The organism is Silvania hatchlandensis, from assembly GCF_025564065.1.
GTDB lineage: Bacteria > Pseudomonadota > Gammaproteobacteria > Enterobacterales > Enterobacteriaceae > Enterobacter > Enterobacter hatchlandensis.
Map to the genome: position 1 here is coordinate 61183 of NZ_JAMGZK010000040.1, position 23432 is coordinate 84614.

A 23432-nucleotide genomic window follows, 5' to 3' on the forward strand; every position below is an offset into this window, starting at 1 on the left:
TTATGCCCGGTGGCGCAGCGCGTGTACGCCGCGCCACCCGACATTTAGATCCGTCTTCGCTGCATAATCCGGCGGGTGATGATCGGCAGGGAGATCACCACAATCAGCATCGCGCCGATAATCACCGACATCACAATGCCCGGCACGTTGAGCAGGCTCAGGCCGAAGGTGACCAGCCCCATCAGGAAGGCGGCGATAATCACGCCCACCATGCTGCCGGAACCGCCGAGGATATTGACCCCGCCCAGCACCGCCATCGTCACTACTGCCAGCTCCCAGCCCATCGCGATCGTCGGGCGGGTACTGCCCAGACGCGAGGTGAGCAGCACCGAGGCCAACCCGGCCATCAGCCCCACCAGCGCAAAGAGGATCAGGTTGTGACGCTTCACGTTGATGCCGGAATACCATGCCCCGGTCGGGTTATTGCCGATGGCGTAGGTGCGGCGGCCAAAGTTGGTTCGGTGCAGCACGAAGGCAAACAGGACAGCCAGCACGATAAATAGCGTGAACTCAAACGACAGCGCGCCCCAGACGTAGCCCTGCCCAAGCCAGGCGAAGCTCTCAGGGTAGGCGTTGAGCGCCTGGTCGCCGAGCAGGATGTAGGTAATGCCGCGATACAGGCTCATGGTGCCGATGGTGATCACAATCGACGACAGGTTAAAGCGCGTCACCAGGATACCGTTGAACAACCCGCACAGCAGCCCAACCCCTAACCCCACGCAGACAAGCCATGGGGTATCCACCCCGGCCGCCGCGCAAAAGCCCATTACCGTTGAGCTGAGCGCGATGGTGGAGGCCACCGACAGATCAATTTCACGGGCGATAATCAGCATCGCCATCGGCAGCACGATGATCGCTTTTTCGGTGAAGTTGAACGTGGCATCCGACAGGTTCCAGATATCAAGGAAGTACGGGGAGGCCAGGGCATTAACCACGAACACTGCCAGCGTCACCGCCAGCAGAAAACCTTCCCAGCACAGCAGGCGCCGGAAAATCCCCGCCGCAGCGGGCGTATTTTTGATCTCTTCAGACGTCATAATTTTGCTCATGCTCTCACCGCCTGTTTCTGCCGCGCCAGTGCCGCATCGCGCAGGATTAACCGGCCTTTGCGTTTGTTGCCGCGCTCATTGAGCAGGACCGCAATCACGATCACCGTCCCGGAGATGGCCATCTGCCAGAACGGCGACACACCAATCACCGGCAGGGCATTGTTGATCACCCCAAGGAACAGCGCCCCGCACAGGCAGCCCAGTACCCGACCGGTGCCGCCCATGGTGCTGATGCCGCCGATGACGCAGGCCGCCACCACCTGCAGCTCAAAGCCGTTCGCCACGTCGACATAGGCCACCGCGAAGCGTGAGATCCACAGATAGCCGCAGAACCCGGCCAACGCCCCGGAGAGGCAGAAGCTGACGAACTGCATTTTTCCGGCGTTAATCCCGGTGTAGTACGCCGCCGTGGCGTTGCCGCCTGCGGTGTAAAGTGCGCGTCCGGTGCGGCTGTAGCGCAGGAAATAGCCTACCAGCAGCAGGGCGGCAACCGCGCACCAGCTCAGGACCGGCATCCCCAGCAATGAGGCGCGCGGCAGGCCGAGGAAATCGGTGCCCATCTGGTTGGAGTTGACCCAGCCGCCGCCTGAGAGCAGGAAGATAATCCCGCGGTAGATGCTCATGGTGCCGAGCGTGACCACAATCGCCGGAATGCCCATTTTCCACACCAGCAGACCGTTGATCATCCCCATCAGCAGGCCAAGCGCGGTCGCCAGAATCAGCAGCGCCCACACCGGTACGTCGGGGTAGTGGAAGTTAATCAGGGCGACAATCATCCCGGTCAGCGCCAGGTTCGCTGCCATCGACAGGTCGATGCCTTTGGTGAGCAGTACCATCATCTGGCCGAGGGCGAGAATAATCAGAATCGAGGTGTCGTTGAACATCTCCACCAGGTTACCTGGGGCGATAAACGACGGAACGCGCGTGCCGATGGCGATAATCATCAGCACGATCACCGCCGCGAGTAATACCTCGCGGTGTTTAAGCAGTTGCTGCACCATTATGCGGCCTCCTGTCGGGCACCGCTGGCGGCGCTGACGATGGTTTCGGCTGTTGCCTCACCCGCCTGATACTCCGCCACCATCAGCCCTTCATGCATGACGATAATCCGGTCGGCCATACCCATCACCTCCGGCAGTTCGGACGAGACCATAATCACCGCCAGCCCCTGGCCTACCAGCTCGGACATAAACTGATGCACCGCCGCTTTGGAGCCGATGTCGATCCCTTTGGTCGGCTCATCGAGGATGATCACCTCCGGGTGGGTCGCCAGCCATTTGCCGATGACCACTTTTTGCTGATTGCCGCCGGAGAGCGTTTCAACCGCCTGTTTCCAGCTAAAGGCTTTTACCTGCAGGCGCTTCGCGTAATCGTCCGCCAGCTGCCACTCCCGCTCCTCGTTCAGCACCCCGTTAGGGTTGAGTTTGCCGAGCTGCGGCAGGCTGATGTTCTGCGCAATCGACAGCTCGATAATCGCCCCCTGTTTTTGCCGCTCTTCGGGCACGCAGACGATCCCGGCTTGAATGGCATCTGCGGGCTGGCGGAAGTGCCGGGCAGTGCCGTTCAGCACAATATTGCCGGAAGAGGGGCGCGATACGCCGCTCAAAGCCTGCATCAGCTCGGTACGCCCGGCGCCGACCAGGCCGTAAAAGCCGAGGATCTCGCCTTTGCGCAGGGTGAAGGAGATATTGGCGAACTCGGTCGGATGGCAGAGCTCCTGCACCTCCAGCACGGTAGCGCCTTTTTCGCAGGCCACCTTCGGGAAAGTCTGGGTAATTGCGCGCCCGACCATCATCGCCACCATCCGTTCTTCGGTGATGTCGTTGATCGCCCCGGCGCCAACAAACACGCCGTCGCGCAGAATGGTGTAGTGATCCGCCAGCTCAAAAATCTCGTCGAATTTATGCGAAATAAACAGGATGGCTTTCCCTTCCTGCTTTAAACGCTCGACGATCTGATAAAACTCGAGGATTTCGTGCTGCGACAGGGCGGCAGTCGGTTCATCGAGGATCACCACCTGGGCATCAAACGACAGGGCGCGGGCAATCGCCACCATATGGCGCTGGGCAATGCTCAGGGTTTTAAGCGTCGCGCGTGGGTCAATCTGCACCTCCAGGCGGCTGAGGATCGCCTGGGCTTTACGGTGCATTTCCGGCCAGTCGAGCTTCTTGAAAATGCCTTTATACAGATACTGGCCGACAAAAATATTTTCGGTGACCGACAGCTCATCGAAAAGCACGGTCTCCTGGTGAATGGCGGTAATCCCCACCTTATGTGCCGAGTCGGGGGTTGGCAGGTGGATGGGAATCGCTTTGTAGAGGATCTCGCCTTCGTCGGGTTGATAGATACCGGTCATCACTTTAACCAGCGTCGATTTGCCCGCGCCGTTTTCGCCGATCAGGGCGGTGACTTTGCCGGGCCAGAGTTCGAGCTGCACGTTCTCAAGGGCACGTACACCCGGGAATACCTTGGTGATGCCCTGAAGCTGAAGCAAGGGTGTGGACATGATAGTTCTCCATAAGACCCCCTCACCCCAACCCCTCTCCCCATAGGGGCAAGGGGCTCGATCGGTCCCCACTCCCCTTTGGTGAGTGGGTTAGGGTGAGGGGTGAAGTTGTTAGAAAATCTTCGAGAACTTATCAATGTTGCTGGCATCGTAAACAAACGGCTCAGCCATTGCGCCGCTGCCGTCGGCATCGAGCTTCACTTTGCCCAGTTTACCCATGCTGGCTTCCTGTTTAGTGGCGGTACCTTTCACCAGATCATCCGCTAAATAGGTGGCGGCATAGCCGAGGTCGATCGGGTTCCAGATGGCGAAGCTCTTGCTGGCGCCGGATTTCACCGCGCCCGCCATCTCAGACGGAAGCCCTAAGCCGGTGACGTACACTTTACCGATCTTGCCCTGGTCTTTTACTGCCTGCGCGGCAGCCACGATGCCCACGGAGGACGGGGAGACAATCACTTTCAGGTCAGGATAGGTTTTCAGCAGGCCGACCGCTTCGCGGTAGCTCTTGTCCGACAGATCGTCGCCATAGGCCACGGTCACCAGATTGACGGACGGGTACTGTGGCAGCACCTTTTTCATCTCGGCAATCCAGGTGTTCTGGTTGGTGGAGGTTGGGGTGGCGCTCAATACTGCCACGTCGCCTTTCTCCACGTTCAGCGCTTTCAGCGCTTCGGCCGCCAGCTTGACGTTGGTTTCGCCAATCAGGGCGTTATTGGACGGATTGAGGTGGATCTGACGGCCCGCTTTGGCCACGCCGGAATCCCAGGACACGACTTTGATCCCGCGCTGCATTGCTTTTTTCAGCACCGGCACCACGGCATCCGGATCGTTGGCGGAGATGGCGATCGCATCCACACCCTGAGCGATCAATCCGTTCAGCACTTCGATCTGTGCTTCTGCGGTGGTGGTGGTCGGGCCGGTATAAATCACTTTTACATCGCCTAACTCTTTGGCTGCTTCCTGCGCGCCAACGTTCGCTGCTTCAAAGAATCCATTGCCTAACGATTTTGCCACCAGGGCGATTTTTACTTCAGCTAAAGCAGAACCGGACAACGCCAGGGCGGCAACGGTGAGGATCAAGCTTGTCTTTATTTTCATTGCTTTTACTCCACTTAATTGAGTTAGTTGTGTAGGGATTGCAGGTGTAGTTTCGCCCCGTCTCAATGAGCGGGGCGCGATGTTCTTATTTGTACAGATCTAACGCCGACTGCATAGGGTTAACGCCAAAGCGTTTGCCCAGCGCAATCAGTTCTTCCCGGGTGATGGTCTGCTTCATGCCACCCATGGAATAGACTTTCACCAGCACTTCGGCAGACTTCTCGGCGGTGTCGATCAGGCCAAAGGTTTCATCAAGCGTTGGGCCGCTGCCGAACACGCCGTGGAACGGCCACAGCACCAGGGAATGTTTTTGCATCTCAACTGCGGTGGCTTCGCCGATCTCGTCGGTACCCGGCACCATCCACGGCAGAATGCCCACGCCATCCGGGAACACCACCAGACACTCGGTGCTGCCTTCCCACAGCTGACGGGTGATCACGTCAGTATTGTTCTCCAGCACGAAGGTCAGGGCGATCAGGTTAGTGGCGTGGCAGTGCATAATCACGCGGTCTTTCCCACCGCTGGCTTTGATACGCTCACAGTGGGAGAGAAAGTGGGCTGGCAGTTCAGAGGTGGGTACCGCTTCGTTGGTCAGCCCCCAAAGAATGTGGTAGCCCGCGCCGTCGCTGTCCACTTTTACGATGCCTAAATTGGCCGCAGGATCGAGCTGGACGTTGCGGAAGAACTTACCGGAGCCGGTGACGATAAATGGCGTGTTGGCGAGCAGCGGCATCGGCTGGCTCAGAGCGATATAGCGCGGCTTGGCGTGGAAGTCAGCTTCGAACGGGGCGATATCCGTATCGTCAAGGCGCAGGGTCAGGTTACCGCCGTTGCGCTCGTCCCAGCCTTTCAGCCAGGCGTCGGTGGTGGCTTTAATCATGCCCTGGACGAACCAGGCGTTGGTGATGGTCTGCATAGTCTTTCGTTTCCTGTGATCGCGGTGAGGTTTCTCCTCACCCTAACCTTCGCCCCTTTGGGGCGAGGGGATGGTTTGCTCCCTCTCCCTGGGGGAGAGGGCAGAGGTGAGGGTTGTCTTACCCGCGTTTGCTCAATACGTCGTGTTCATACGCGCGCACGTTGTCCAGCCACTGGCTGCCCGCCGGGGTATCGTTGCGCTGGCAGTACATCTCCCATACGGCCTGCCACGGCAGCGATTTTTGCTCTTCCAGCAGCGCCAGGCGGGTGGTGTAATCCCCCGAGGCTTCCAGGGTACGTAACTCCTCAGTCGGTTCCAGCAGGGCGCGCAGCAGGGCTTTTTTCATATTGCGGGTGCCAATAACCCACGCCGCGATGCGGTTGATGGAGGCGTCGAAGAAGTCGAGACCGATATGCACCCGGTCAAACAGGTCATGGCGGATAATTTCGCTGGCGATGGCCTGGGTTTCATCATCAAGCAGCACCACGTGGTCGCTGTCCCAGCGCACCGGGCGGCTGACGTGCAGCAGCAGGTGCGGGACGTACAGCATTGCGGCAGAGATTTTGTCGGAGATCACTTCCGTCGGGTGGAAATGTCCTGCATCCAGACACAGCGCGGTCTGACGGCTGGTGGCGTAACCCATGTAGAACTCGCCGGAGCCCACGGTGTAGCTTTCGGCACCGATGCCGAACAGCTTGCTCTCAACCGCATCGAGATGGTGCGCCGGATCCAGCTTCTCGCTCATCGCTTCGTCCAGCGCCGCCAGCAGACGCTGGCGCGGGGCGAGGCGATCGACGGTGATGTCTTTCATCCCGTCCGGGATCCAGATGTTCATTACCGACGGCGTACCGAGTTGCTCGCCGAAATAAGCCGACACGCGACGGCTGGCCTTCACGTGGTCAATCCAGAACTGGCGAATATCGTCATCGGCGTGGGAGAGGGTAAACCCGTCCGCGCTCAAAGGGTGCGAGAAGCAGGACGGGTTAAAATCCAGCCCAAGCTTGTTGCTTCTGGCCCACTCGACCCAGTTCTTAAAGTGTTCCGGCTTAATCGCATTGCGATCGACCGGCTGGTCGGATTCCAGATAAATGGCGTGCAGGTTCAGGCGTTTAGGGCCTGGGATCAGGCTCAGGGCCAGCTCGAGATCCGCCCGCAGCTCCGTGGCGTTACGCGCCTTGCCCGGATAGTTGCCGGTGGCCTGAATACCGCCGGTCAGCGCGCCGCCTGGGTTCTCAAAACCGGCGACGTCATCGCCCTGCCAGCAGTGCATAGAGACGGGCAGACGGTCAAGCTGACGCAAAGCCTCCTCGACATCCACGCCCACGGCGGCGAAACGCTGTTTAGCCAGTTCCCAGGCTTGTTCAAGTTGAGTGGTCATGCGCAAAGCTCCTTAGTCGGTCGTTGTTGCTGTAATTGCGCGCGATAGCGGGCAATTACATGATCGGGATTGGGGGTAAAGGTGGTCAGGCCGTAATTGCCGGTCACCACCTGGCGGAATTGGTCAACGTTGGTCAGTTCGTCCAGGGTCATCAGCTGGATGCCTATATTGCCGAGCGTCGAGGCCTCAATGGGTCCGGCGACCACGGTGATACCGCAGGCGTCGGCGCACAGCTGGTTAAGCAGCTGGTTCTGGCAGCCACCGCCGACAATGTGCAGCTGGCTGAACGGCTTGCCGCGCAGGGTCGCCAGCTCGTTCAGTACCTCGGCGTACAGCAGGGCGAGGCTGTCGAAGATGCAGCGCGCCAGTTCGGCGGCGCTGGCCGGCACCGGCTGCGCGCTGTCGCGACAGGCGGCCTGGATTTCAGCGCTCATGTTGTCTGGATTGATAAAGCGGTCGTCGTTCGGATTGATCAGGAAACGGCATGCCGGAAGGGTTTCCGTTTCACCGATCAGGGCGGCCAGGTCGCTCACGTTCTGCTCTTTCAGCACCCGCTGCAGCAGCCACAGGCCCATGATGTTTTTCAGCACCCGATAGCGGCCTTCTGCTCCGCCTTCGTTGGTGATATTGGCCGCCAGCGCATCTTCGCTGGTGTACGGGGTTTTGCTCTCAAAGCCCATCAGCGACCAGGTTCCGGAGGAGAGATACGCTGCGTCTTTGCTGGCCAGCGGCGCGGCGATCACCGCGCTGGCGGTATCGTGGCTGGCCACGGCCACCACCCGGATGGGATGACCCTGCGGGCAAATCCAGTGACCGATCACATTGCCCGGATGGGTGGGCGTGCCGAACCAACTCTGCGGTGCGCCGGTCCAGTTGAGCAGGTTCTCGTCCCAGTTATCGGAGTTAATGTTCACCAACTGAGTGGTGGTGGCGTTGGTGTACTCCCAGTTCATCTTGCCGGTCAGCCGATAGCTGAAGTAGTCCGGGATCAGCAGGGCATGTGCGACGTTTGCCACCAGCTCCGGCTGCTGTTCGACCAGCGACCGCAGCTGATACAGGGTGTTAAACGGCAGAAACTGAATGCCGCTGCGCCCGTAGATCTCCGCTTTACCGATCTGGGCTAATGCGTGCGCCATCATCCCGTCGGTACGGCTGTCGCGATAGGAGACCGGCAGGCCAACGCGTTTGCCCTGGCGGTCCAGCAGCACGTAATCCACGCCCCAGGTGTCAATCCCGATGCTGTCGATGCGAATCCCTTCTTCGCACACCTTATTCAGCCCGGTACGGATGTGCGCTTCCAAGCTATCGATATCCCAGCAGTCAAAGCCGTCCTGCTTTTGCAGGCAGTTAACAAAGCGGTGAATCTCACGCAGCGACAGCGTGCGCTGTTCGCGGTGATAGCTCGCCAGCATTACGCGGCCGCTGGATGCGCCTAAATCGACAGCCACACAATGGCGGAAAGTCATGGTCGGAGGTCCTTCTTGGAGTCATTGCTCGAAAGTGTAAGAAGGGGAACAAAAAAGCACCTTCTTGCCACTGACAGGGAATTTGTGCGGCTGGCAAGAAAGCAAAGATGAACGTGAGGGAGTTCACAATTTCTATTATTAGGGCGGATTTTGGGGGGTGTGACGGTGGCCGCATTTCCGGATCTTTGTCGCTGTTTCTTAAAAAATCGACAGGGTTTGCGCCAAATGCTGTCAGAAATTTAAGGTAAGAACCGCTGCCCTTAATTACTATTTTGAGAACATTTCTCATGGGTGGTGGCCGTTATGACCGTACTGCACAGCGTGGATTTTTTCCCTTCCGGAGGCTCGCCTGTGGCGATTGAACCGCGACTACCTCAGGCGGCATTTCCTGAGCATCACCATGATTTCCATGAAATTGTGATTGTTGAGCACGGGACCGGGATCCACGTATTTAACGGCCAGCCCTTTACTATCAGCGGCGGTACGGTCTGTTTTGTCCGTGACCATGACCGGCACCTGTATGAACATACCGACAACCTGTGCCTGACCAACGTGCTGTACCGTTCCCCGGATGCATTCCAGTTTTTGTCGGGTATCAACCAGCTGCTGCCGCAGGAAAAGGACGGTCACTATCCGTCGCACTGGCGGGTGAACCCCTCCACGCTGCAGCAGGTACGCCAACTGGTCAGCCAGATGGAGCAGTCTGACGACAATACTGAAACCCATGCGCTCGCCAGCCGCGAACTGCTGTTTATGCAGTTGCTGGTCCTGCTGCGCCGCAGCAGCCTGGTGGAAGGACTGGAGAATAACGATGCCCGGCTCAATCAGCTGATGGCCTGGCTGGAAGATCACTTCGCCGAAGAGGTGTGCTGGGAGACGCTGGCAGAGAACTTTTCGCTCTCGCTACGCACCCTGCATCGCCAGTTGAAGCAGCACACCGGGCTCACGCCCCAGCGCTATCTGAACCGCCTGCGGCTGATCAAGGCCCGCCATCTGCTGCGCCATACCGATGACAGCGTGACGGATATCGCATATCACTGTGGTTTCGGCGACAGTAACCACTTTTCCACCCTGTTTCGCCGCGAGTTCGAATGGTCCCCGCGAGACATTCGTCAGGGCCGGGATGCGTCACTTCAGTAACGCGAAGGCAATCACCGTTTTTTGACCGCAAACCGGGTAATAATGTCAGGTTGTTCACCGTTGGGGTCAGGATGTGGCAGGACAGTTAATTCTTCGCAGAGCCGATTTTTTTGCCTCTACCGCCCAGGCCGTGGCGGTAGCGGATCGCTATCCGCAAAATGTCTTTGCCGAACATACCCATGACTTTTGTGAGCTGGTGCTGGTGTGGCGCGGCAATGGCCTGCACGTCCTCAACGATCGCCCTTACCGCATCACTCGCGGGGATCTGTTTTACATCCGCGCCGAAGATAAGCACGCCTACGCCTCGGTTAACGATCTGGTGCTGCAAAACGTCATTTACTGCCCTGACCGGCTGCGGCTCAACGTTGACTGGGGGGCGAATATTCCGGGCTTTCTCGATGCCCGCGCCAACCCGCACTGGCGACTGGGCAGCAACGGCATGGCGCTGGTGCGTCCGGTGATCGCCCAACTGGAGCAGGAGAGCCAGAAGGACGATCCCCATGCGTTCGAACTGTCTGAGCTGCTGTTTGCCCAGTTGGTGTTAACCCTGAACCGCTACCGCTTTGCCACCGACGGCCCCGCCGCCAGCGGGCAGGAAGCGCTGCTGGATAAGTTGATTACCGCGCTGGCGGGCAGCCTCAACCGCAGCTTTGTGCTGGAAAAGTTCTGTGAACAGGAGCAGTGCAGCGAGCGCGCCCTGCGCCAGCAGTTCCGCACCCAGACCGGGATGACGGTCAACCATTACCTGCGCCAACTGCGGATCTGCCACGCGCAGTATCTGCTCCAGCACACCGAGATGATGGTCAGCGAAGTGGCGATGCAGTGCGGGTTTGAGGACAGTAACTATTTTTCGGTGGTATTTAACCGGGAGATAGGGATGACGCCGGTTCAGTGGCGTCATCGCAGTCGAAAAGCGGCGTAATCAGTTCGCCATGCCGAGGCCGACAATGTTGGCCGCAATAATGATCACCACACAGCCCAGACTCAGCACGCCCACCGGACGGCGCCCGGCGTTATTCCACTCTCTAAGCACCAGACCCACCAGCCCGCTACACAGCACGTAGAAGCTCATGTGAAGCATCCAGCTCATGTAGTCGAACTGGGCTGGAATGCTGGCGTGGCCCCAGGCATAAAAGAAGAACTGCAGATACCACATCAGGCCGCCGAGCGCCGACAGCAGCACGTTGGTGATGATCAGTGATTTAGCCAGCGAGAAATCCGCTTTTACCGACAGATCTTTCACTTTTGCCAGACGAATAAAGCAGAAACCGAGATTAACCAACGCGCGGCCGCGGCTTCATGCATCGGTTTGGCGGCGTTCATCGCAAATGACATACCGGCCGAGAAGATGCCGCACATTACCGCCAGCACCAGACCTTTCTTCAGATTGAAGTCCGCGGCTTTGATGCCCATCTTGCGCTCTTTCAACTGACCCGCGCGCGTAACGATACCCACGCCGATCACCGCCACCAGTACGCCTAACAGCGTCATACGGCCACCTTCGGTACTGATGAGCACGTCGAAGTTACCATTAAGGATCGGCGTCATCAGGGTGCCGACAATCAGCGTAATGCCGATCGCGATGCCGATGCCCATCGACATGCCGAGATAACGCATGGTCAGACCGTAGTTGATATTACCGATGCCCCACATCGCGCCGAACAGAAAGACCGGCAGCAGGGTTGAGGCGTTAAAGGAGGAGAAATAGCCCCAGAAATCGGGCAGCAGTATGGCGCTGATGGTCCAGGGCAAAATCAGCCATGACACCGTACCGCCAACGGACCACATGGTTTCCCATGACCAATGTTTCACCTTTTTAAACGGGGCATAGAAACAGGCTGCACTGGCTGCACCTATCAAATGCCAGAAAATACCCATCGTAATTGCATGATTTATTTTTACATCCTCATCGTTTTTATATGTCGTTGTCTTCCTGTCGACTTGATGAGTGTAAAAATTAAGCGGTAAGAGAACCTTCAGAGGATTGCCGCGTTTTGCTTTCTGATGACAATGAACACGTTAACCGCGTGAGCAGACTCACAATTTCGCTTTCATAACCAGACGTTATAACCTTATTAGAACTACGGCATTGATAAACATTTTCAATATCATTTAATTAACTATAATGAACCAACTGCTTACGCGGCATTAACACCTTTGCCGCCCGACAATAATGGAGATGATTATGAGTTATACCCTGCCATCCCTGCCGTACGCTTATGACGCACTGGAGCCGCATTTCGACAAGCAGACGATGGAAATCCATCACACCAAGCACCACCAGGCTTATGTCAACAACGCTAACGCTGCACTGGAAAGCCTGCCGGAATTCGCTGACCTGTCTGCAGAAGAGCTGATCGCTAAACTGGATCAACTGCCAGCTGACAAGAAAACTGTACTGCGCAACAACGCAGGCGGTCATGCGAACCACAGCTTCTTCTGGAAAGGCCTGAAAACCGGCACCACCCTACAGGGTGACCTGAAATCCGCTATCGAGCGCGACTTCGGTTCCGTTGATAACTTCAAAGCTGAGTTTGAAAAAGCCGCTGCAACCCGCTTCGGTTCTGGCTGGGCGTGGCTGGTGCTGAAAGGCGACAAACTGGCTGTGGTTTCTACCGCGAACCAGGACTCCCCGCTGATGGGTGAAGCAGTTTCTGGCGCATCCGGTTTCCCAATCGTGGGCCTGGACGTGTGGGAACACGCTTACTACCTGAAATTCCAGAACCGTCGTCCAGACTACATCAAAGCATTCTGGGACGTCGTGAACTGGGACGAAGCAGCAGCGCGTTTCGCCGCTAAAAAATAAGGTTGCATTGCCGCCTGTGAGAAGCGAGTCTGATGACTCGCTTTTTTTGTCTCTGCAGAAAGGAGCAGCGATGCACTATCCGGTGAATGTTTATACAGGCAAGGTCAGGGATTACGACGGCAGCCGTCCGAGCGCCATTGCCAAACGCCAGGTTGACGGTGAACTGACGTTGACCGACCTGGGGCTGGCAGGCGATGAGCAGGCCGAGAAGAAAATCCACGGCGGGCCAGAGCGCGCGCTGTGCCACTATCCGCGAGAACACTATCAGCACTGGGCGCGCGAGTATCCCGCTCAGGCCGATCTGTTTGTCGCCCCCGCTTTTGGAGAGAACCTCTCTACCGATGGGATGACGGAGCAAAACGTCTTTATCGGCGATATCTTCCGCTGGGGAGAAACGCTAATCCAGGTCACCCAGCCGCGTTCACCCTGCTTTAAGCTCAACTATCATTTTGGCATCAGTGATATGTCGGCCCAGCTGCAAAACGCAGGCAAAACCGGCTGGCTGTATCGTGTGGTGCTGGCGGGTAATGTCTCCGCCGATGCCCCACTGGAACTGGCTTCCCGTCTGAGCGACGTGTCGGTTTATGATGCCTGTGCCATTGCGTGGCATATGCCGTTTGATGACGATCAGTACCGGCGTCTGCTATCGGCGGCGGGGTTGTCCACCAGCTGGACACGAACGATGCAAAAGCGCCGCATTAGCGGCCAGATCGAAGATAATTCTCGCAGATTGTGGGGTAAATAAATTTTTCCTCCTCCATGATTCTTTCTCTGACGGGGGCTACCTGCCTCCGCCATACACCTCGTCCAGATCCCCCTCTCCTGCATCATTCTTGATACCTGGCCCACAAAAAAAGTGTTGGTTACGTAAAAAAACTTGAGAATTCTTCCGGCTCAAATATCTTATGATCAAATTGGTTTAAACCAGATTGGGCGAAATGAAAGAGAAAAACTACGTGGATGTCCTCAGAGAGCGATTCGAAAGCTGGCTGAGCGAACAAAACTTACCGGCAGGCTCAAAATTACCGTCCGAGCGTGAGCTTTGCGAATTGCTGGATGCCAAACGCATGACCCTACGGCAGGTGCTGATTGAGCTGGAGGTCGATGCACGGATATTTCGCAAGAACCGCAGCGGCTGGTTTATTTCTGCGAAGCGATTTATTTATAACCCAAAGTCGCTCTCCAGTTTTAATGCGGAAGCCCGTGCTCAGGGGCGCAATCCCTCATGGGGCTATTTGTCCAGAGAGAGCGTTGAGAGCGTACCGCATCACGTTGAGAACGTATTTCCTGCGGCGGGGAATCGCTATCGGGTAACGGGATGGTGTGGGCTTGATGAGCACAAAGTTTTTTATCACGAGTCATATATTGATGCGCAAGCCGCACCGGAGTTTATTAATAAGCTGGATAACCAGTCATTTGCCAAAGTCTGGGAAGACGAATTTGACCATGCCTTAACAATTAAAGAGATGATCTTCAAACCGGTCAATATGCCGGAAATGGCATGTAAAGAATTGGGGGTCGCCCCAAATACCTACGGTATTCTGGTGGAAAAACACCGTGCGACCCGCAACAAAAAAGTGGTTCAGGTTGATTTTGAATACTGGCGACTTGAATCAGTGGAACTTGTTATTCGTGAAGAATGAGAAAGAACATGGAAAACAGTGATAAAAAACGTCTTGCTGAGCGTGCCAGGAATATTCCTCTCTATTTGCACGCGTACGCCTTTCATTTAAATATGCGCTACGAGCGCGTTCTCCCGGCTGATTTACTGGATATTGCGCATCAGCAGAAATTAAACGGGGTAAAAATTCACGTCGAAGACGGTGAAACGAAATCGCTGCAAAAACTGAGTAACCCGCAGTTACAGCAGTTTAAGGAAAAAGCGCAAGCCTACAATCTGGATATCCATATTGAAACCAGCGCCTCGGATAAAGCGACGCTGGATGATGCGATCCGCATCGCCCGTGCGACCGGCGCCACCTCGGTGCGCTTCTATCCACGCTATGAGGGTTATCTGAACGATGTATTGGATAAAATCGCCAGCGATATCGCTTACTTATCCCGATTCGACGATTGCGGGCTGACCTTTACCCTTGAGCAACACGAAGATTTACAGGGGCATGAGCTAGTCACTTTAGTGAAAAATAGCGGCATGAAGAATCTCTCTATACTGTTCGATTTTGGCAATATGATTAACGCCAACGAGCAGCCGCTTGCGGCATTAGAAGTTATGGCGCCGCTGATCACTCAGGTCCATATTAAGGATGCGCTCATTATTAAAGAGGGAAAAGGCTGGGGGCACCAGGCCTGTCGTACCGGATACGGTGATTTACCTATTGAAGAGATGCTGAAATCGCTATTAATGTTAGGCGAAGATACGCCCCAGGTCACCTCTTTTGGCCTTGAAGAAGAGGTGGAGTATTATGCACCTGCCTTCCGTTTCGAGGATGAGGAGAATAATCCATGGATCCCGTGGCGAAATGCAAGTTATACCCCACTGCCGGAGAGCACGCTGGTGGATGCCCGTCTTGCCGAGGAAAAAAATCATGCCATTTCACAAATTCATTATATTCGTAATCTGTGTGATAAATTTATAAATAGTAGATAAGTTTTTATATTAAATAACGATAGATCAGGAAGGCTATTCCATATCTGGACTGGCTTTGAATTCTTATATTCATTTTTTGATTGGGAATTATTTCTCAACCGACAGTGAGGGTGTTTATTATGTTCATGAATAAATGGGCACGGCTCTGCTTTTTGATTTTAGGCGGCGGCACCATATTTAAACTTTCCAGCATGAAAGATGTTTTTTATGTGCCAATGCAGAGCGACTGGGGATTAACCAATACGCAAATTGGTTTAAGTTTCACGGTCTATACCATTGTACAAACTACCGGGCTTTTTCTCTCCCTTTATATTGCCGATCGCTATTCCAAAAAAATCCTGCTGCCTTTTGGTTTAATCGGCGTGGGGCTTTGCGGCCTCTATTTATCCACACTGCCCTCGTTTACCGGATATTTAATCTGCTTTGCGGCGATGGCCTTCTTCGCCGACGTGGTTTACTGGCCGGTCTTGCTGAAAGCGGTGCGGCTATTAGGCACACAGGAAGAGCAGGGACGTATGTTTGGCTTCCTGGAAGCCGGGCGCGGCGTGGTGGATGTTATCGTTGCTTCCGGGGCGCTGTTTGTCTTTGTCCACTTTGGCGAAGGTAAAGCCGGCATGCAGGCTGGCCTGATGTATTACACCGTAATCACCCTTATCGCCGGTGTCATCACCTGGTTTATTGTCGATGATGACCAGGTCAAAGGCGGCGAAAAAAGCAGTGCCAACATGGAAGTGTTAAAAGGCATTAAGCATATTTTATCCTCCGCTAACGTCTGGCTGGCGGCTTTCGGCATCTTCTTCGTGTACGCCGCTTACTGCGGGCTCACCTACTTCATTCCGTTCCTGAAAGATATCTACATGCTGCCGGTGGCACTGGTGGGGGCGTACGGCATCATCAACCAGTATGCGTTAAAAATGGTGGGGGGGCCGATTGGCGGTTACCTGGCGGATAAAGTGGCTAAATCGCCGACTGTTTATCTGAAGTGGACCTTCCTGATCGCCGCGATCGCGATGATTATCTTTATGCAGCTGCCTCACCAGTCGATGAATGTCTATATCGGTATGGTGGCGACGTTAGGTTTCGGGGCGATTATTTTCTCTCAGCGCGCCATCTTCTTTGCACCGATGGATGAGATTGGCACGCCACGTGAGTATGCGGGTTCGGCGATGGCCTTCGGCTGCATTATCGGTTACATGCCAGCCATGTTTGCGTATACGTTGTACGGCTGGTTGCTGGATACCCATACCGGGATCACCGGCTACAACTACGTCTTTAGCGTGATGATTGCGTTCAGCCTGATGGGGTTTGTCTGCTCGACGGTGCTGGCGAAGCGGATTAAAAAGCAAAAACTGACTGCAGTTGCTGCGACGGCTTAAGGTCTGCGCCTCCCCGGCAATACGCGAAGTATTGCCGGGGATAACGCTTTACGAACGTTTGTACAATGGCAACCAGATCGTTAAACGTAACCCACCCAGTGGGCTGTCGTCCGCTTTCACCCAGCCGCGATGCTGCTGAATGGCGGTCTCGACAATCGCCAGACCCAACCCGGTGCCGCCAGATTCACGGTCGCGGGCCTCGTCGGTACGATAGAACGGACGGAAAATCTGCTCGCGATCTTCCGGGCTCACGCCAGGACCGTCATCATCCACGTTGATGGTGATGCCGTCTTTATCCACCGCAAATGCAACCTCAATTTTGGTATGCGAGTAGCGCAGGGCGTTGCGCACGATATTCTCCAGCGCGCTTTCCAGCGTGTTGGGGTTACCGTACAGCGGCCAGGGCCCTGGTGGGAAGTTGACGGTGAACGATTTACCCACCTGTTCCGCTTCGAAGGCGGCGTTGTCCAGCACCTCATGCCACAGGTGATTGGCTTTCACCGTTTCGCTGACCAGCGCGTTCTTCTGCTGATTGCGCGACATCACCAGCAGGTCGTTGATCATGCTGTCCAGACGGTGCGCTTCCGTTTCGATACGTTCCAGCTCTTTGCTTTCACCACTGCGGCGGCGCAGCAGGGCGGTGCCCAATTGCAGACGCGTCAGCGGGGTACGCAATTCATGTGAGATATCCGAAAGCAGACGCTGCTGAGTGGTCATCATCCGCTCAAGCGCCGTCACCATCTGGTTAAAACTGGCACCTGCCGCTAAAAATTCCTGCGGGCCGGCTTCCAGTTCCGGGTGCTGCCGCAGGTTGCCCTGCGCGACTTCATCCGCCGCGTTTTTCAGCTTACGCGCCGGTTTCGCCAGACTCCAGGCCAGCCACAGCAGCAGTGGTGAGCTGACCAGCATGGTGACAATCAGCAGCAGTAGCGGACGGTCAAACAGCAGGTTGATAAAGTCGGACTGGGAGTTGCTTGCCGGGCGAATCAGATAGAGCTGGTAGTTATCTTCCCCGTCACTGACGGAAAAAGGTCCCACCATCTCTACGCGACCGTATTTTTTCTTTTGCGGATGATCGGCGTTATCCGCCTGGCCAATGAAGTTGCGAATGATCTGCATTTCATTGCGCTCCGCGCCGATCACGCGCCCTTCGCTGGTGACCAGCAGCAGGCGTTGTCCGGGCGGCGCCCACTTATCGATGGCGCGAAACAGCCTGCGCCACCACATCAAATCGTTGGGCGGATCGATGGCCAGTTCGGCTTCTACGTGCTGCTCGATCATCACACCCTGACGTTGCTCGCTGTCGAGGAGCTCCGTCATCTGGCGTGAGTCGAGTTTGGGTAACATCAAAACCAGCATTAAAACCAGTGCCAGCGTCAGCCAGAAGATGGCGAAGATGCGGGCGGTTAAGCTGCCTATCATGAAGCGGAAACCATCAGATAACCGCGCCCACGCAGGGTTTTAAACCACGGGTGACCGTCTTTACGCTCCGGCAGTTTACGGCGCAGGTTAGAGATGTGCATATCAATAGCGCGGTCGAACGGCGTCAGGCGTTTACCCAGCACTTCCTGGCTTAAATGCTCGCGCGATACCACCTGGCCGAGATGCTGTGCCAGCAGATAAAGCAGGGTGAACTCGGTGCCGGTAAGCTCCAGCGCCTGGCCGTCAAAATTGGCTTCCTGGCGACCTGGATTGAGGCTCAGGGAGTCAACTTCCAGCGTTGGCGAGCTGTTGTCGGTATTCTGCTGCTGCTCGCTCCAGTGAGAACGGCGCAGGATGGCACGAATACGCGCGACCAGCTCACGGTCGTTAAACGGTTTAGGTAAATAATCATCGGCACCCAGCTCAAGGCCGAGTACGCGATCGAGTTCGCTGCCGCGCGCGGTCAGCATAATCACGGGGGTCTGGTGCGTCTGGCGTAGCTCTTTAAGCGTGTCGATACCGTTCTTCTTCGGCATCATGACATCGAGCAAAAGTAAATCGATGCTATCGTCGAGCTGGCTTAGCGCCTGCTCCCCATCATGGGCAACCGATACATCAAAGCCTTCCATGTCGAGCAGCTCCTTCAACAGGGATGTCAGCTCTCGGTCATCATCAACTAACAGGATTTTATTCATTCTTTAAATACCTCCGAGGCAGAAATTACGTCATCAAGGCTCTCTAATCCATGACTTTACGTTGTTTTACACCCCCTGACGCATGTTTGCAGCCTGAATCGTAGACTGTCTCTCGTTGAATCGCGACACGAAAGATTTTGGGAGTATGTGATGCGCATAGTTACCGCTGCCGTCATGGCCTCAACACTGGCGTTCAGTGCATTTAGCCAGGCTGCTGAAGCTATCACCGGCGATAACCGCCCCTCAACGGAGGGCGTTGTGCAGCACAGCGGCCAGGTCAATATGTTTGACGGCATAAGTTTAACCGAACATCAGCGCCAACAGATGCGCGATCTTATGCACCGGGCCCGGCATGACCAGCCCCCTGTTAATGTTAGCGAAATGGAGACAATGCATAGCCTTGTCACCGCAGAAAATTTTGACGAAAGCGCTGTACGCGCTCAGGCAGAAAAGATGGCGCAGGAGCAGGTTGCTCGCCAGGTCGAAATGGCCAGGGTCCGCAACCAGATGTTTCACCTGCTAACGCCTGAGCAGCAAGCGGTTTTGAACCAGAAACACCAGCAACGTATGGACCAGTTGCGTGAGGTTGCACGGATGCAGAAGAAGTCTGAATCGACGCTTTTTAGTAGCAATACCCGTAGTAACCAGTAACCCTGTTTTTCCTTGCCATAGACACCATCCCTGTCTTCCCCCACATGATGTGGGGGTTTTTTTTGCCCTTCATTCAAATGTGTTAACCGTTTATTCATCTTATTGACTCCCCTGCATCCGTTATACTAGCGGCATAGCATGTCAGGAGTGTTTATGAATCAAACTTATGCGCGGCTGGTCAGCCGGGCGGCAATCGCGGCGACGATCATGGCGTCGTGCCTGTTAGTGATCAAAATTTTTGCGTGGTGGTATACCGGTTCGGTCAGTATTCTGGCGGCACTGGTCGATTCGCTGGTCGATATCGCCGCCTCGGTCACTAACCTGTGGGTGGTGCGCTATTCACTGCAGCCGGCGGATGAAGAGCACACCTTTGGTCACGGTAAAGCCGAGTCGCTTGCCGCACTAGCGCAAAGTATGTTCATTTCCGGCTCGGCGCTGTTTCTGTTTTTGACCGGGTTTCAGCACCTGTATACCCCGTCACCGATGAAAGAACCGGGCGTTGGGATGATCGTTACGCTTATCGCACTTATTAGCACAATCGTTCTGGTAACGTTCCAGCGCTGGGTGGTGCGAAAAACGCAAAGCCAGGCGGTACGGGCAGATATGCTTCATTATCAGTCTGATGTTATGATGAACGGCGCCATTCTTATTGCGCTCGGTCTGGCCTGGTATGGCTGGCACCGGGCCGATGCGTTATTTGCGTTAGGGATTGGGATCTATATCTTATACAGTGCCTTACGCATGGGTTACGAAGCAGTGCAATCGCTTCTTGACCGTGCTTTGCCCGACGCAGAACGGCAAGAAATCTTTGAAATCGTCATCTCCTGGCCAGGCGTCAGTGGGGCACACGATCTTCGCACGCGGCAGTCAGGGCCGACCCGCTTTATTCAGATTCATTTAGAAATGGAAGACAACCTGCCGCTCGTTCAGGCCCATCTGGTGGCTGAGCAAGTTGAGCAAGCGATTTTGCGGCGTTTCCCGGGTTCGGATGTCATTATCCACCAGGATCCCTGCTCGGTTGTACCCAGGTCAGACAACAAGCATTTTGAGCTTTCGTAATTCGTTGTAAAAAAGTGAGCCGGGCCAGCATTTTGTGGAAAAATAACCGCGATGTGGGCTGACCTGAATCAATTCAGCTGGAAGTGATTGATATACTATTTGCAGTATTCGTTGGTCGATAGACGTCTTCCGGCAACAGATTTCATTTTTGCATTCCTAAGTTCAGAGGTAGTCATGATTAAGAAAATCGGTGTGTTGACAAGCGGCGGTGATGCGCCCGGCATGAACGCAGCAATTCGTGGCGTGGTTCGCGCGGCGTTGACGGAAGGTCTAGAAGTTTTTGGTGTCTATGACGGTTACCTTGGCCTGTACGAAGATCGTATGGTACAGCTCGACCGCTACAGCGTGTCTGACATGATTAACCGTGGCGGCACCTTCCTGGGCTCTGCACGTTTCCCGGAATTCCGCGAAGAGCACATCCGTCAGGTGGCTATCGAGAACATGAAGAAACGCGGTCTGGATGCATTGGTGGTAATCGGCGGTGACGGCTCCTATATGGGTGCAAAACGTCTGACTGAAATGGGCTTCCCGTGCATCGGTCTGCCAGGCACCATCGATAACGACATCAAAGGAACGGATTACACCATCGGCTTCTTCACCGCGCTGGGCACGGTTGTTGAAGCGATTGACCGTCTGCGCGACACCTCCTCTTCTCACCAGCGTATCTCTATTGTTGAAGTGATGGGGCGCTACTGTGGTGACCTGACGCTGGCAGCGGCCATTGCGGGCGGATGTGAGTTTGTGGTGGTGCCAGAAGTAGAATTCAGCCGTGAAGACCTGGTCGCCGAGATCAAAGCCGGGATCGCTAAAGGTAAAAAACACGCCATCGTTGCCATCACCGAGCACATCTGTGACATCGAAGAGCTGGCGCGTTATATCGAAACCGAAACCAAGCGCGAAACCCGCGCCACCGTTCTCGGCCACATCCAGCGTGGTGGCTCCCCGGGTCCTTACGACCGTATCCTGGCCTCCCGTATGGGGGCGTACTCCATTGAGCTGCTGCAGCAGGGCTTCGGCGGTCGTTGTGTCGGTATTCAGAACGAAAAACTCGTTCACCATGACATCGTTGACGCAATTGAAAGCATGAAGCGTCCGTTCAAAGGTGACTGGCTGGACTGCGCGAAAAAACTGTATTAATTGAATGGGTAACGCCGGGTGGCGGCTTCGTGTACCCGGCCTACGATTCGTGCTTTTGTAAGCCGGGAAGGCGTAGATGCCACCCGGTTTTTTTTTCGCTTTGTGCCTATTTATTCCCCAACGTTATATCCAATCTTTTTTTATTCTTTAATCATTGGTGAGCTTTCTGGCACGCTGCACTCATCAAAAACATCATTAAGCGAGTTGGACGATGAACAAATGGGGTGTGGGGTTTACTTTATTGCTGGCATCGACCGGCGTTCTGGCAAAGGATATCCAGTTACTGAACGTGTCTTACGATCCGACACGTGAACTGTACGATCAGTACAACAAAGCGTTCGCGGCGCACTGGAAACAGGAAACCGGCGACAACGTGGTGATCCGCCAGTCGCACGGCGGTTCCGGTAAGCAGGCAACGTCGGTCATTAACGGTATCGAAGCCGATGTCGTGACCCTGGCGCTGGCTTACGACGTGGATGCCATCGCGGAACGCGGACGCATCGATAAGAACTGGATTAAACGCCTGCCGGACAACTCCGCACCGTACACCTCCACCATCGTTTTCCTGGTGCGTAAAGGCAACCCGAAACAGATCCACGACTGGAATGATCTGGTGAAGCCTGGCGTATCCGTGATCACCCCAAACCCGAAAAGCTCCGGTGGCGCACGCTGGAACTATCTGGCAGCCTGGGGCTACGCCCTGCATCACAACAATGGCGATCAGGCTAAAGCGCAGGATTTCGTAAAATCGCTGTATAAAAACGTTGAAGTGCTGGACTCCGGCGCGCGTGGTTCAACCAACACCTTTGTGGAACGCGGTATCGGTGACGTGCTGATTGCGTGGGAAAACGAAGCGCTGCTGGCCACCAACGAGCTGGGCAAAGACAAATTTGAAATTGTCACCCCGAGCGAATCGATTCTCGCTGAACCGACCGTTTCCGTTGTCGACAAAGTCGTGGATAAGAAAGGCACACAGGCCGTGGCCGAAGCCTATCTGAAGTATCTCTACACGCCAGAAGGCCAGGAGATCGCCGCGAAGAACTACTACCGTCCACGTGATGAAGCGGTGGCGAAGAAGTACGAAAATGCCTTCCCGAAACTGAAGCTGTTCACTATCGATCAGGAGTTCGGCGGCTGGACCAAAGCGCAGAAAGAACACTTCTCGAATGGCGGCACCTTCGATCAGATCAGCAAACGCTAAACATCAATAGCCTCATCAGGCCCGGTACGCCTCGCGCGACCGGGCTTTTTTGTTTGTCATCATTATGCGTTACTCTTTCATCTCATTCGGAAAAAGGAAACGCGTCATGAAAAAAGCAGCTTTTATCCTCCTGGCGCTGGTGGCGATCGCCATTGTGGCGGGGGGGATTTTCCGGATGAAGGCGGGCGACCCCGATGCGTTACGCGACATTGTCCTCGACCAGTGCTTGCCTGGTCAGCTGCAGCAGCGCAATCCTGCCCCTTGCGCCCAGGTGAAACCGGATGCCGGTTATGCGGTGTTAAAAGATCGCAACGGACCGCTGCAGTATCTGTTGATGCCCACTTACCGTATCAATGGCACGGAAAGCCCGCTGCTGACACAGACTAACACCCCCAATTTCTTCTGGCTGGCGTGGCAGGCGCGCAGCTTTATGCGTGTGAAGCACGGCGCGGATATTCCTGACAGCGCGGTGTCGCTGACGATTAATTCCCGCACCGGGCGGACGCAAAACCATCTGCATATCCACATCTCCTGCCTGCGCCCGGACGTGCGTGCGGCGTTGAATGCGCATCAGGCGCAAATCAGCACCCAGTGGCTGCCGTTTCCTGGTGGTCTGGAAGGGCATACGTATCTGGCGCGCCGGGTAACGGATGCGGAGCTGGTTAAGCGCAGCCCGTTTATCATGCTGGCCGAGGAGGTACCCGATGCGCGCCAGCATATGGGGCGCTACGCCATGGGGATGGCGCAGCAGGCGGATGGGTCGTTTATCCTGCTGGCGACCGAGCGTAATCTGCTGACGCTTAACCTCGCAACCGCTGAGGAATTGCAGGATCATCAATGCGATATCCTGAATTGACCCCACCATAAATGGCGTTTACATAGGCAAACGCTCCTCGTAGACTTGCTGAAAAAATCTACAGGAGA

21 protein-coding genes and 1 pseudogene are annotated in these 23432 nt (G+C 55.5%); 12 read left to right on the forward strand and 10 right to left on the reverse strand.

Features of this window, described 5'->3' with window-relative positions; all coding sequences use genetic code 11:
• Window positions 1-44: 44 nt before the first annotated feature.
• The 7 genes from M8014_RS04840 to rhaB all read right to left on the reverse strand — a co-directional run bounded on the left by M8014_RS04840 (window position 45) and on the right by rhaB (window position 8413).
• Complete coding sequence (locus M8014_RS04840; RefSeq protein ID WP_271281414.1) at window positions 45-1049, reverse strand: ABC transporter permease; 1005 nt, start codon at window positions 1047-1049, stop codon at window positions 45-47.
• Window positions 1046-2050 (reverse strand): ABC transporter permease, encoded by a 1005-nt coding sequence (locus M8014_RS04845; RefSeq protein WP_271281415.1) that lies wholly within the window; start codon window positions 2048-2050, stop codon window positions 1046-1048. The genes M8014_RS04840 and M8014_RS04845 overlap by 4 nt, the downstream gene beginning before the upstream one ends.
• Window positions 2050-3555, reverse strand: a complete 1506-nt coding sequence (locus M8014_RS04850; protein ID WP_271281416.1) for a sugar ABC transporter ATP-binding protein — start codon at window positions 3553-3555, stop codon at window positions 2050-2052. The genes M8014_RS04845 and M8014_RS04850 overlap by 1 nt, the downstream gene beginning before the upstream one ends.
• Before the next feature lie 111 nt (window positions 3556-3666).
• The gene (rhaS, locus tag M8014_RS04855) at window positions 3667-4653 is read right to left on the reverse strand and encodes a rhamnose ABC transporter substrate-binding protein (RefSeq protein ID WP_271281417.1); all 987 of its coding nucleotides are present in this window, start codon (window positions 4651-4653) and stop codon (window positions 3667-3669) included.
• 85 nt (window positions 4654-4738) lie between these two features.
• A complete protein-coding gene (gene rhaD, locus M8014_RS04860) occupies window positions 4739-5569 on the reverse strand; it encodes a rhamnulose-1-phosphate aldolase (protein WP_271281418.1) in 831 nt (276 codons plus the stop codon).
• A gap of 118 nt (window positions 5570-5687) precedes the next feature.
• Complete coding sequence (gene rhaA / locus M8014_RS04865) at window positions 5688-6947, reverse strand: L-rhamnose isomerase (protein WP_271281419.1); 1260 nt, start codon at window positions 6945-6947, stop codon at window positions 5688-5690.
• The gene (rhaB, locus tag M8014_RS04870; RefSeq protein ID WP_271281420.1) at window positions 6944-8413 is read right to left on the reverse strand and encodes a rhamnulokinase; all 1470 of its coding nucleotides are present in this window, start codon (window positions 8411-8413) and stop codon (window positions 6944-6946) included. Before rhaB ends, rhaA begins: the two co-directional genes overlap by 4 nt.
• A 303-nt stretch (window positions 8414-8716) precedes the next feature.
• Between rhaB and rhaS (M8014_RS04875) the strand changes: the two genes are divergently transcribed.
• Together rhaS (M8014_RS04875) and rhaR are read left to right on the forward strand one after the other, a co-directional pair.
• Window positions 8717-9553: an HTH-type transcriptional activator RhaS gene (gene rhaS / locus M8014_RS04875; protein WP_271281421.1), complete on the forward strand. Its 837-nt coding sequence runs from the start codon at window positions 8717-8719 to the stop codon at window positions 9551-9553.
• A 73-nt stretch (window positions 9554-9626) separates the two neighbouring features.
• Complete coding sequence (gene rhaR, locus M8014_RS04880; protein ID WP_271281422.1) at window positions 9627-10475, forward strand: HTH-type transcriptional activator RhaR; 849 nt, start codon at window positions 9627-9629, stop codon at window positions 10473-10475.
• On the opposite strand, the pseudogene M8014_RS04885 reads toward rhaR, so the two are convergent.
• Window positions 10476-11449, reverse strand: a pseudogene (locus M8014_RS04885) (L-rhamnose/proton symporter RhaT).
• Between the two features lie 289 nt (window positions 11450-11738).
• Here M8014_RS04885 and sodA point away from each other — a divergent pair.
• The 5 genes from sodA to M8014_RS04910 all read left to right on the forward strand — a co-directional run bounded on the left by sodA (window position 11739) and on the right by M8014_RS04910 (window position 16343).
• Window positions 11739-12359, forward strand: a complete 621-nt coding sequence (sodA, locus tag M8014_RS04890) for a superoxide dismutase [Mn] (protein ID WP_271281423.1) — start codon at window positions 11739-11741, stop codon at window positions 12357-12359.
• A 70-nt stretch (window positions 12360-12429) separates the two neighbouring features.
• Window positions 12430-13104 (forward strand): 6-hydroxyaminopurine reductase, encoded by a 675-nt coding sequence (gene yiiM, locus M8014_RS04895; protein WP_418939597.1) that lies wholly within the window; start codon window positions 12430-12432, stop codon window positions 13102-13104.
• Between the two features lie 193 nt (window positions 13105-13297).
• On the forward strand, window positions 13298-14002 hold the full coding sequence (locus tag M8014_RS04900; RefSeq protein WP_271281425.1) for a UTRA domain-containing protein: 705 nt from the start codon (window positions 13298-13300) through the stop codon (window positions 14000-14002).
• A gap of 8 nt (window positions 14003-14010) precedes the next feature.
• Complete coding sequence (locus M8014_RS04905; protein WP_271281426.1) at window positions 14011-14967, forward strand: sugar phosphate isomerase/epimerase family protein; 957 nt, start codon at window positions 14011-14013, stop codon at window positions 14965-14967.
• Between the two features lie 125 nt (window positions 14968-15092).
• Window positions 15093-16343: an MFS transporter gene (locus tag M8014_RS04910; RefSeq protein ID WP_271281469.1), complete on the forward strand. Its 1251-nt coding sequence runs from the start codon at window positions 15093-15095 to the stop codon at window positions 16341-16343.
• A gap of 48 nt (window positions 16344-16391) precedes the next feature.
• Here the strand turns inward: M8014_RS04910 and cpxA are convergent, their stop codons facing one another.
• Window positions 16392-17765, reverse strand: coding sequence for an envelope stress sensor histidine kinase CpxA (cpxA, locus tag M8014_RS04915; RefSeq protein WP_271281427.1), 1374 nt, complete (start codon window positions 17763-17765; stop codon window positions 16392-16394).
• Window positions 17762-18460, reverse strand: a complete 699-nt coding sequence (gene cpxR / locus M8014_RS04920) for an envelope stress response regulator transcription factor CpxR (RefSeq protein ID WP_271281428.1) — start codon at window positions 18458-18460, stop codon at window positions 17762-17764. Before cpxR ends, cpxA begins: the two co-directional genes overlap by 4 nt.
• Before the next feature lie 150 nt (window positions 18461-18610).
• On the opposite strand from cpxR, the gene cpxP reads away from it, so the two are divergent.
• The 5 genes from cpxP (at window position 18611) to M8014_RS04945 (ending at window position 23364) form a co-directional block, all read left to right on the forward strand.
• Entirely contained in the window at window positions 18611-19111 is a 501-nt protein-coding gene (gene cpxP / locus M8014_RS04925) for a cell-envelope stress modulator CpxP (protein WP_271281429.1), read from the forward strand.
• Window positions 19112-19264: 153 nt separating this feature from the next.
• Window positions 19265-20170, forward strand: a complete 906-nt coding sequence (gene fieF / locus M8014_RS04930; RefSeq protein WP_271281430.1) for a CDF family cation-efflux transporter FieF — start codon at window positions 19265-19267, stop codon at window positions 20168-20170.
• Between the two features lie 174 nt (window positions 20171-20344).
• Window positions 20345-21307 carry a 6-phosphofructokinase gene (gene pfkA / locus M8014_RS04935; RefSeq protein ID WP_271281431.1) on the forward strand — a complete coding sequence of 321 codons (963 nt, stop codon included), beginning with the start codon at window positions 20345-20347 and terminating at the stop codon, window positions 21305-21307.
• Window positions 21308-21518: 211 nt separating this feature from the next.
• Window positions 21519-22508, forward strand: a complete 990-nt coding sequence (locus M8014_RS04940; protein WP_271266253.1) for a sulfate ABC transporter substrate-binding protein — start codon at window positions 21519-21521, stop codon at window positions 22506-22508.
• Between the two features lie 106 nt (window positions 22509-22614).
• Window positions 22615-23364 (forward strand): CDP-diacylglycerol diphosphatase, encoded by a 750-nt coding sequence (locus M8014_RS04945; RefSeq protein WP_271281432.1) that lies wholly within the window; start codon window positions 22615-22617, stop codon window positions 23362-23364.
• Window positions 23365-23432: the final 68 nt, after the last annotated feature.

Coding starts and splice junctions, on each gene's coding strand:
- M8014_RS04840 (WP_271281414.1), bottom strand. CDS start 1,049: ATGAGCAAAATTATGACGTCTGAAGAGATCAAAAATACGCCCGCTGCG.
- M8014_RS04845 (WP_271281415.1), bottom strand. CDS start 2,050: ATGGTGCAGCAACTGCTTAAACACCGCGAGGTATTACTCGCGGCGGTG.
- M8014_RS04850 (WP_271281416.1), bottom strand. CDS start 3,555: ATGTCCACACCCTTGCTTCAGCTTCAGGGCATCACCAAGGTATTCCCG.
- rhaS (WP_271281417.1), bottom strand. CDS start 4,653: ATGAAAATAAAGACAAGCTTGATCCTCACCGTTGCCGCCCTGGCGTTG.
- rhaD (WP_271281418.1), bottom strand. CDS start 5,569: ATGCAGACCATCACCAACGCCTGGTTCGTCCAGGGCATGATTAAAGCC.
- rhaA (WP_271281419.1), bottom strand. CDS start 6,947: ATGACCACTCAACTTGAACAAGCCTGGGAACTGGCTAAACAGCGTTTC.
- rhaB (WP_271281420.1), bottom strand. CDS start 8,413: ATGACTTTCCGCCATTGTGTGGCTGTCGATTTAGGCGCATCCAGCGGC.
- rhaS (WP_271281421.1), top strand. CDS start 8,717: ATGACCGTACTGCACAGCGTGGATTTTTTCCCTTCCGGAGGCTCGCCT.
- sodA (WP_271281423.1), top strand. CDS start 11,739: ATGAGTTATACCCTGCCATCCCTGCCGTACGCTTATGACGCACTGGAG.
- yiiM (WP_418939597.1), top strand. CDS start 12,430: ATGCACTATCCGGTGAATGTTTATACAGGCAAGGTCAGGGATTACGAC.
- M8014_RS04900 (WP_271281425.1), top strand. CDS start 13,298: ATGAAAGAGAAAAACTACGTGGATGTCCTCAGAGAGCGATTCGAAAGC.
- M8014_RS04905 (WP_271281426.1), top strand. CDS start 14,011: ATGGAAAACAGTGATAAAAAACGTCTTGCTGAGCGTGCCAGGAATATT.
- M8014_RS04910 (WP_271281469.1), top strand. CDS start 15,093: ATGAATAAATGGGCACGGCTCTGCTTTTTGATTTTAGGCGGCGGCACC.
- cpxA (WP_271281427.1), bottom strand. CDS start 17,765: ATGATAGGCAGCTTAACCGCCCGCATCTTCGCCATCTTCTGGCTGACG.
- cpxR (WP_271281428.1), bottom strand. CDS start 18,460: ATGAATAAAATCCTGTTAGTTGATGATGACCGAGAGCTGACATCCCTG.
- cpxP (WP_271281429.1), top strand. CDS start 18,611: ATGCGCATAGTTACCGCTGCCGTCATGGCCTCAACACTGGCGTTCAGT.
- fieF (WP_271281430.1), top strand. CDS start 19,265: ATGAATCAAACTTATGCGCGGCTGGTCAGCCGGGCGGCAATCGCGGCG.
- pfkA (WP_271281431.1), top strand. CDS start 20,345: ATGATTAAGAAAATCGGTGTGTTGACAAGCGGCGGTGATGCGCCCGGC.
- M8014_RS04940 (WP_271266253.1), top strand. CDS start 21,519: ATGAACAAATGGGGTGTGGGGTTTACTTTATTGCTGGCATCGACCGGC.
- M8014_RS04945 (WP_271281432.1), top strand. CDS start 22,615: ATGAAAAAAGCAGCTTTTATCCTCCTGGCGCTGGTGGCGATCGCCATT.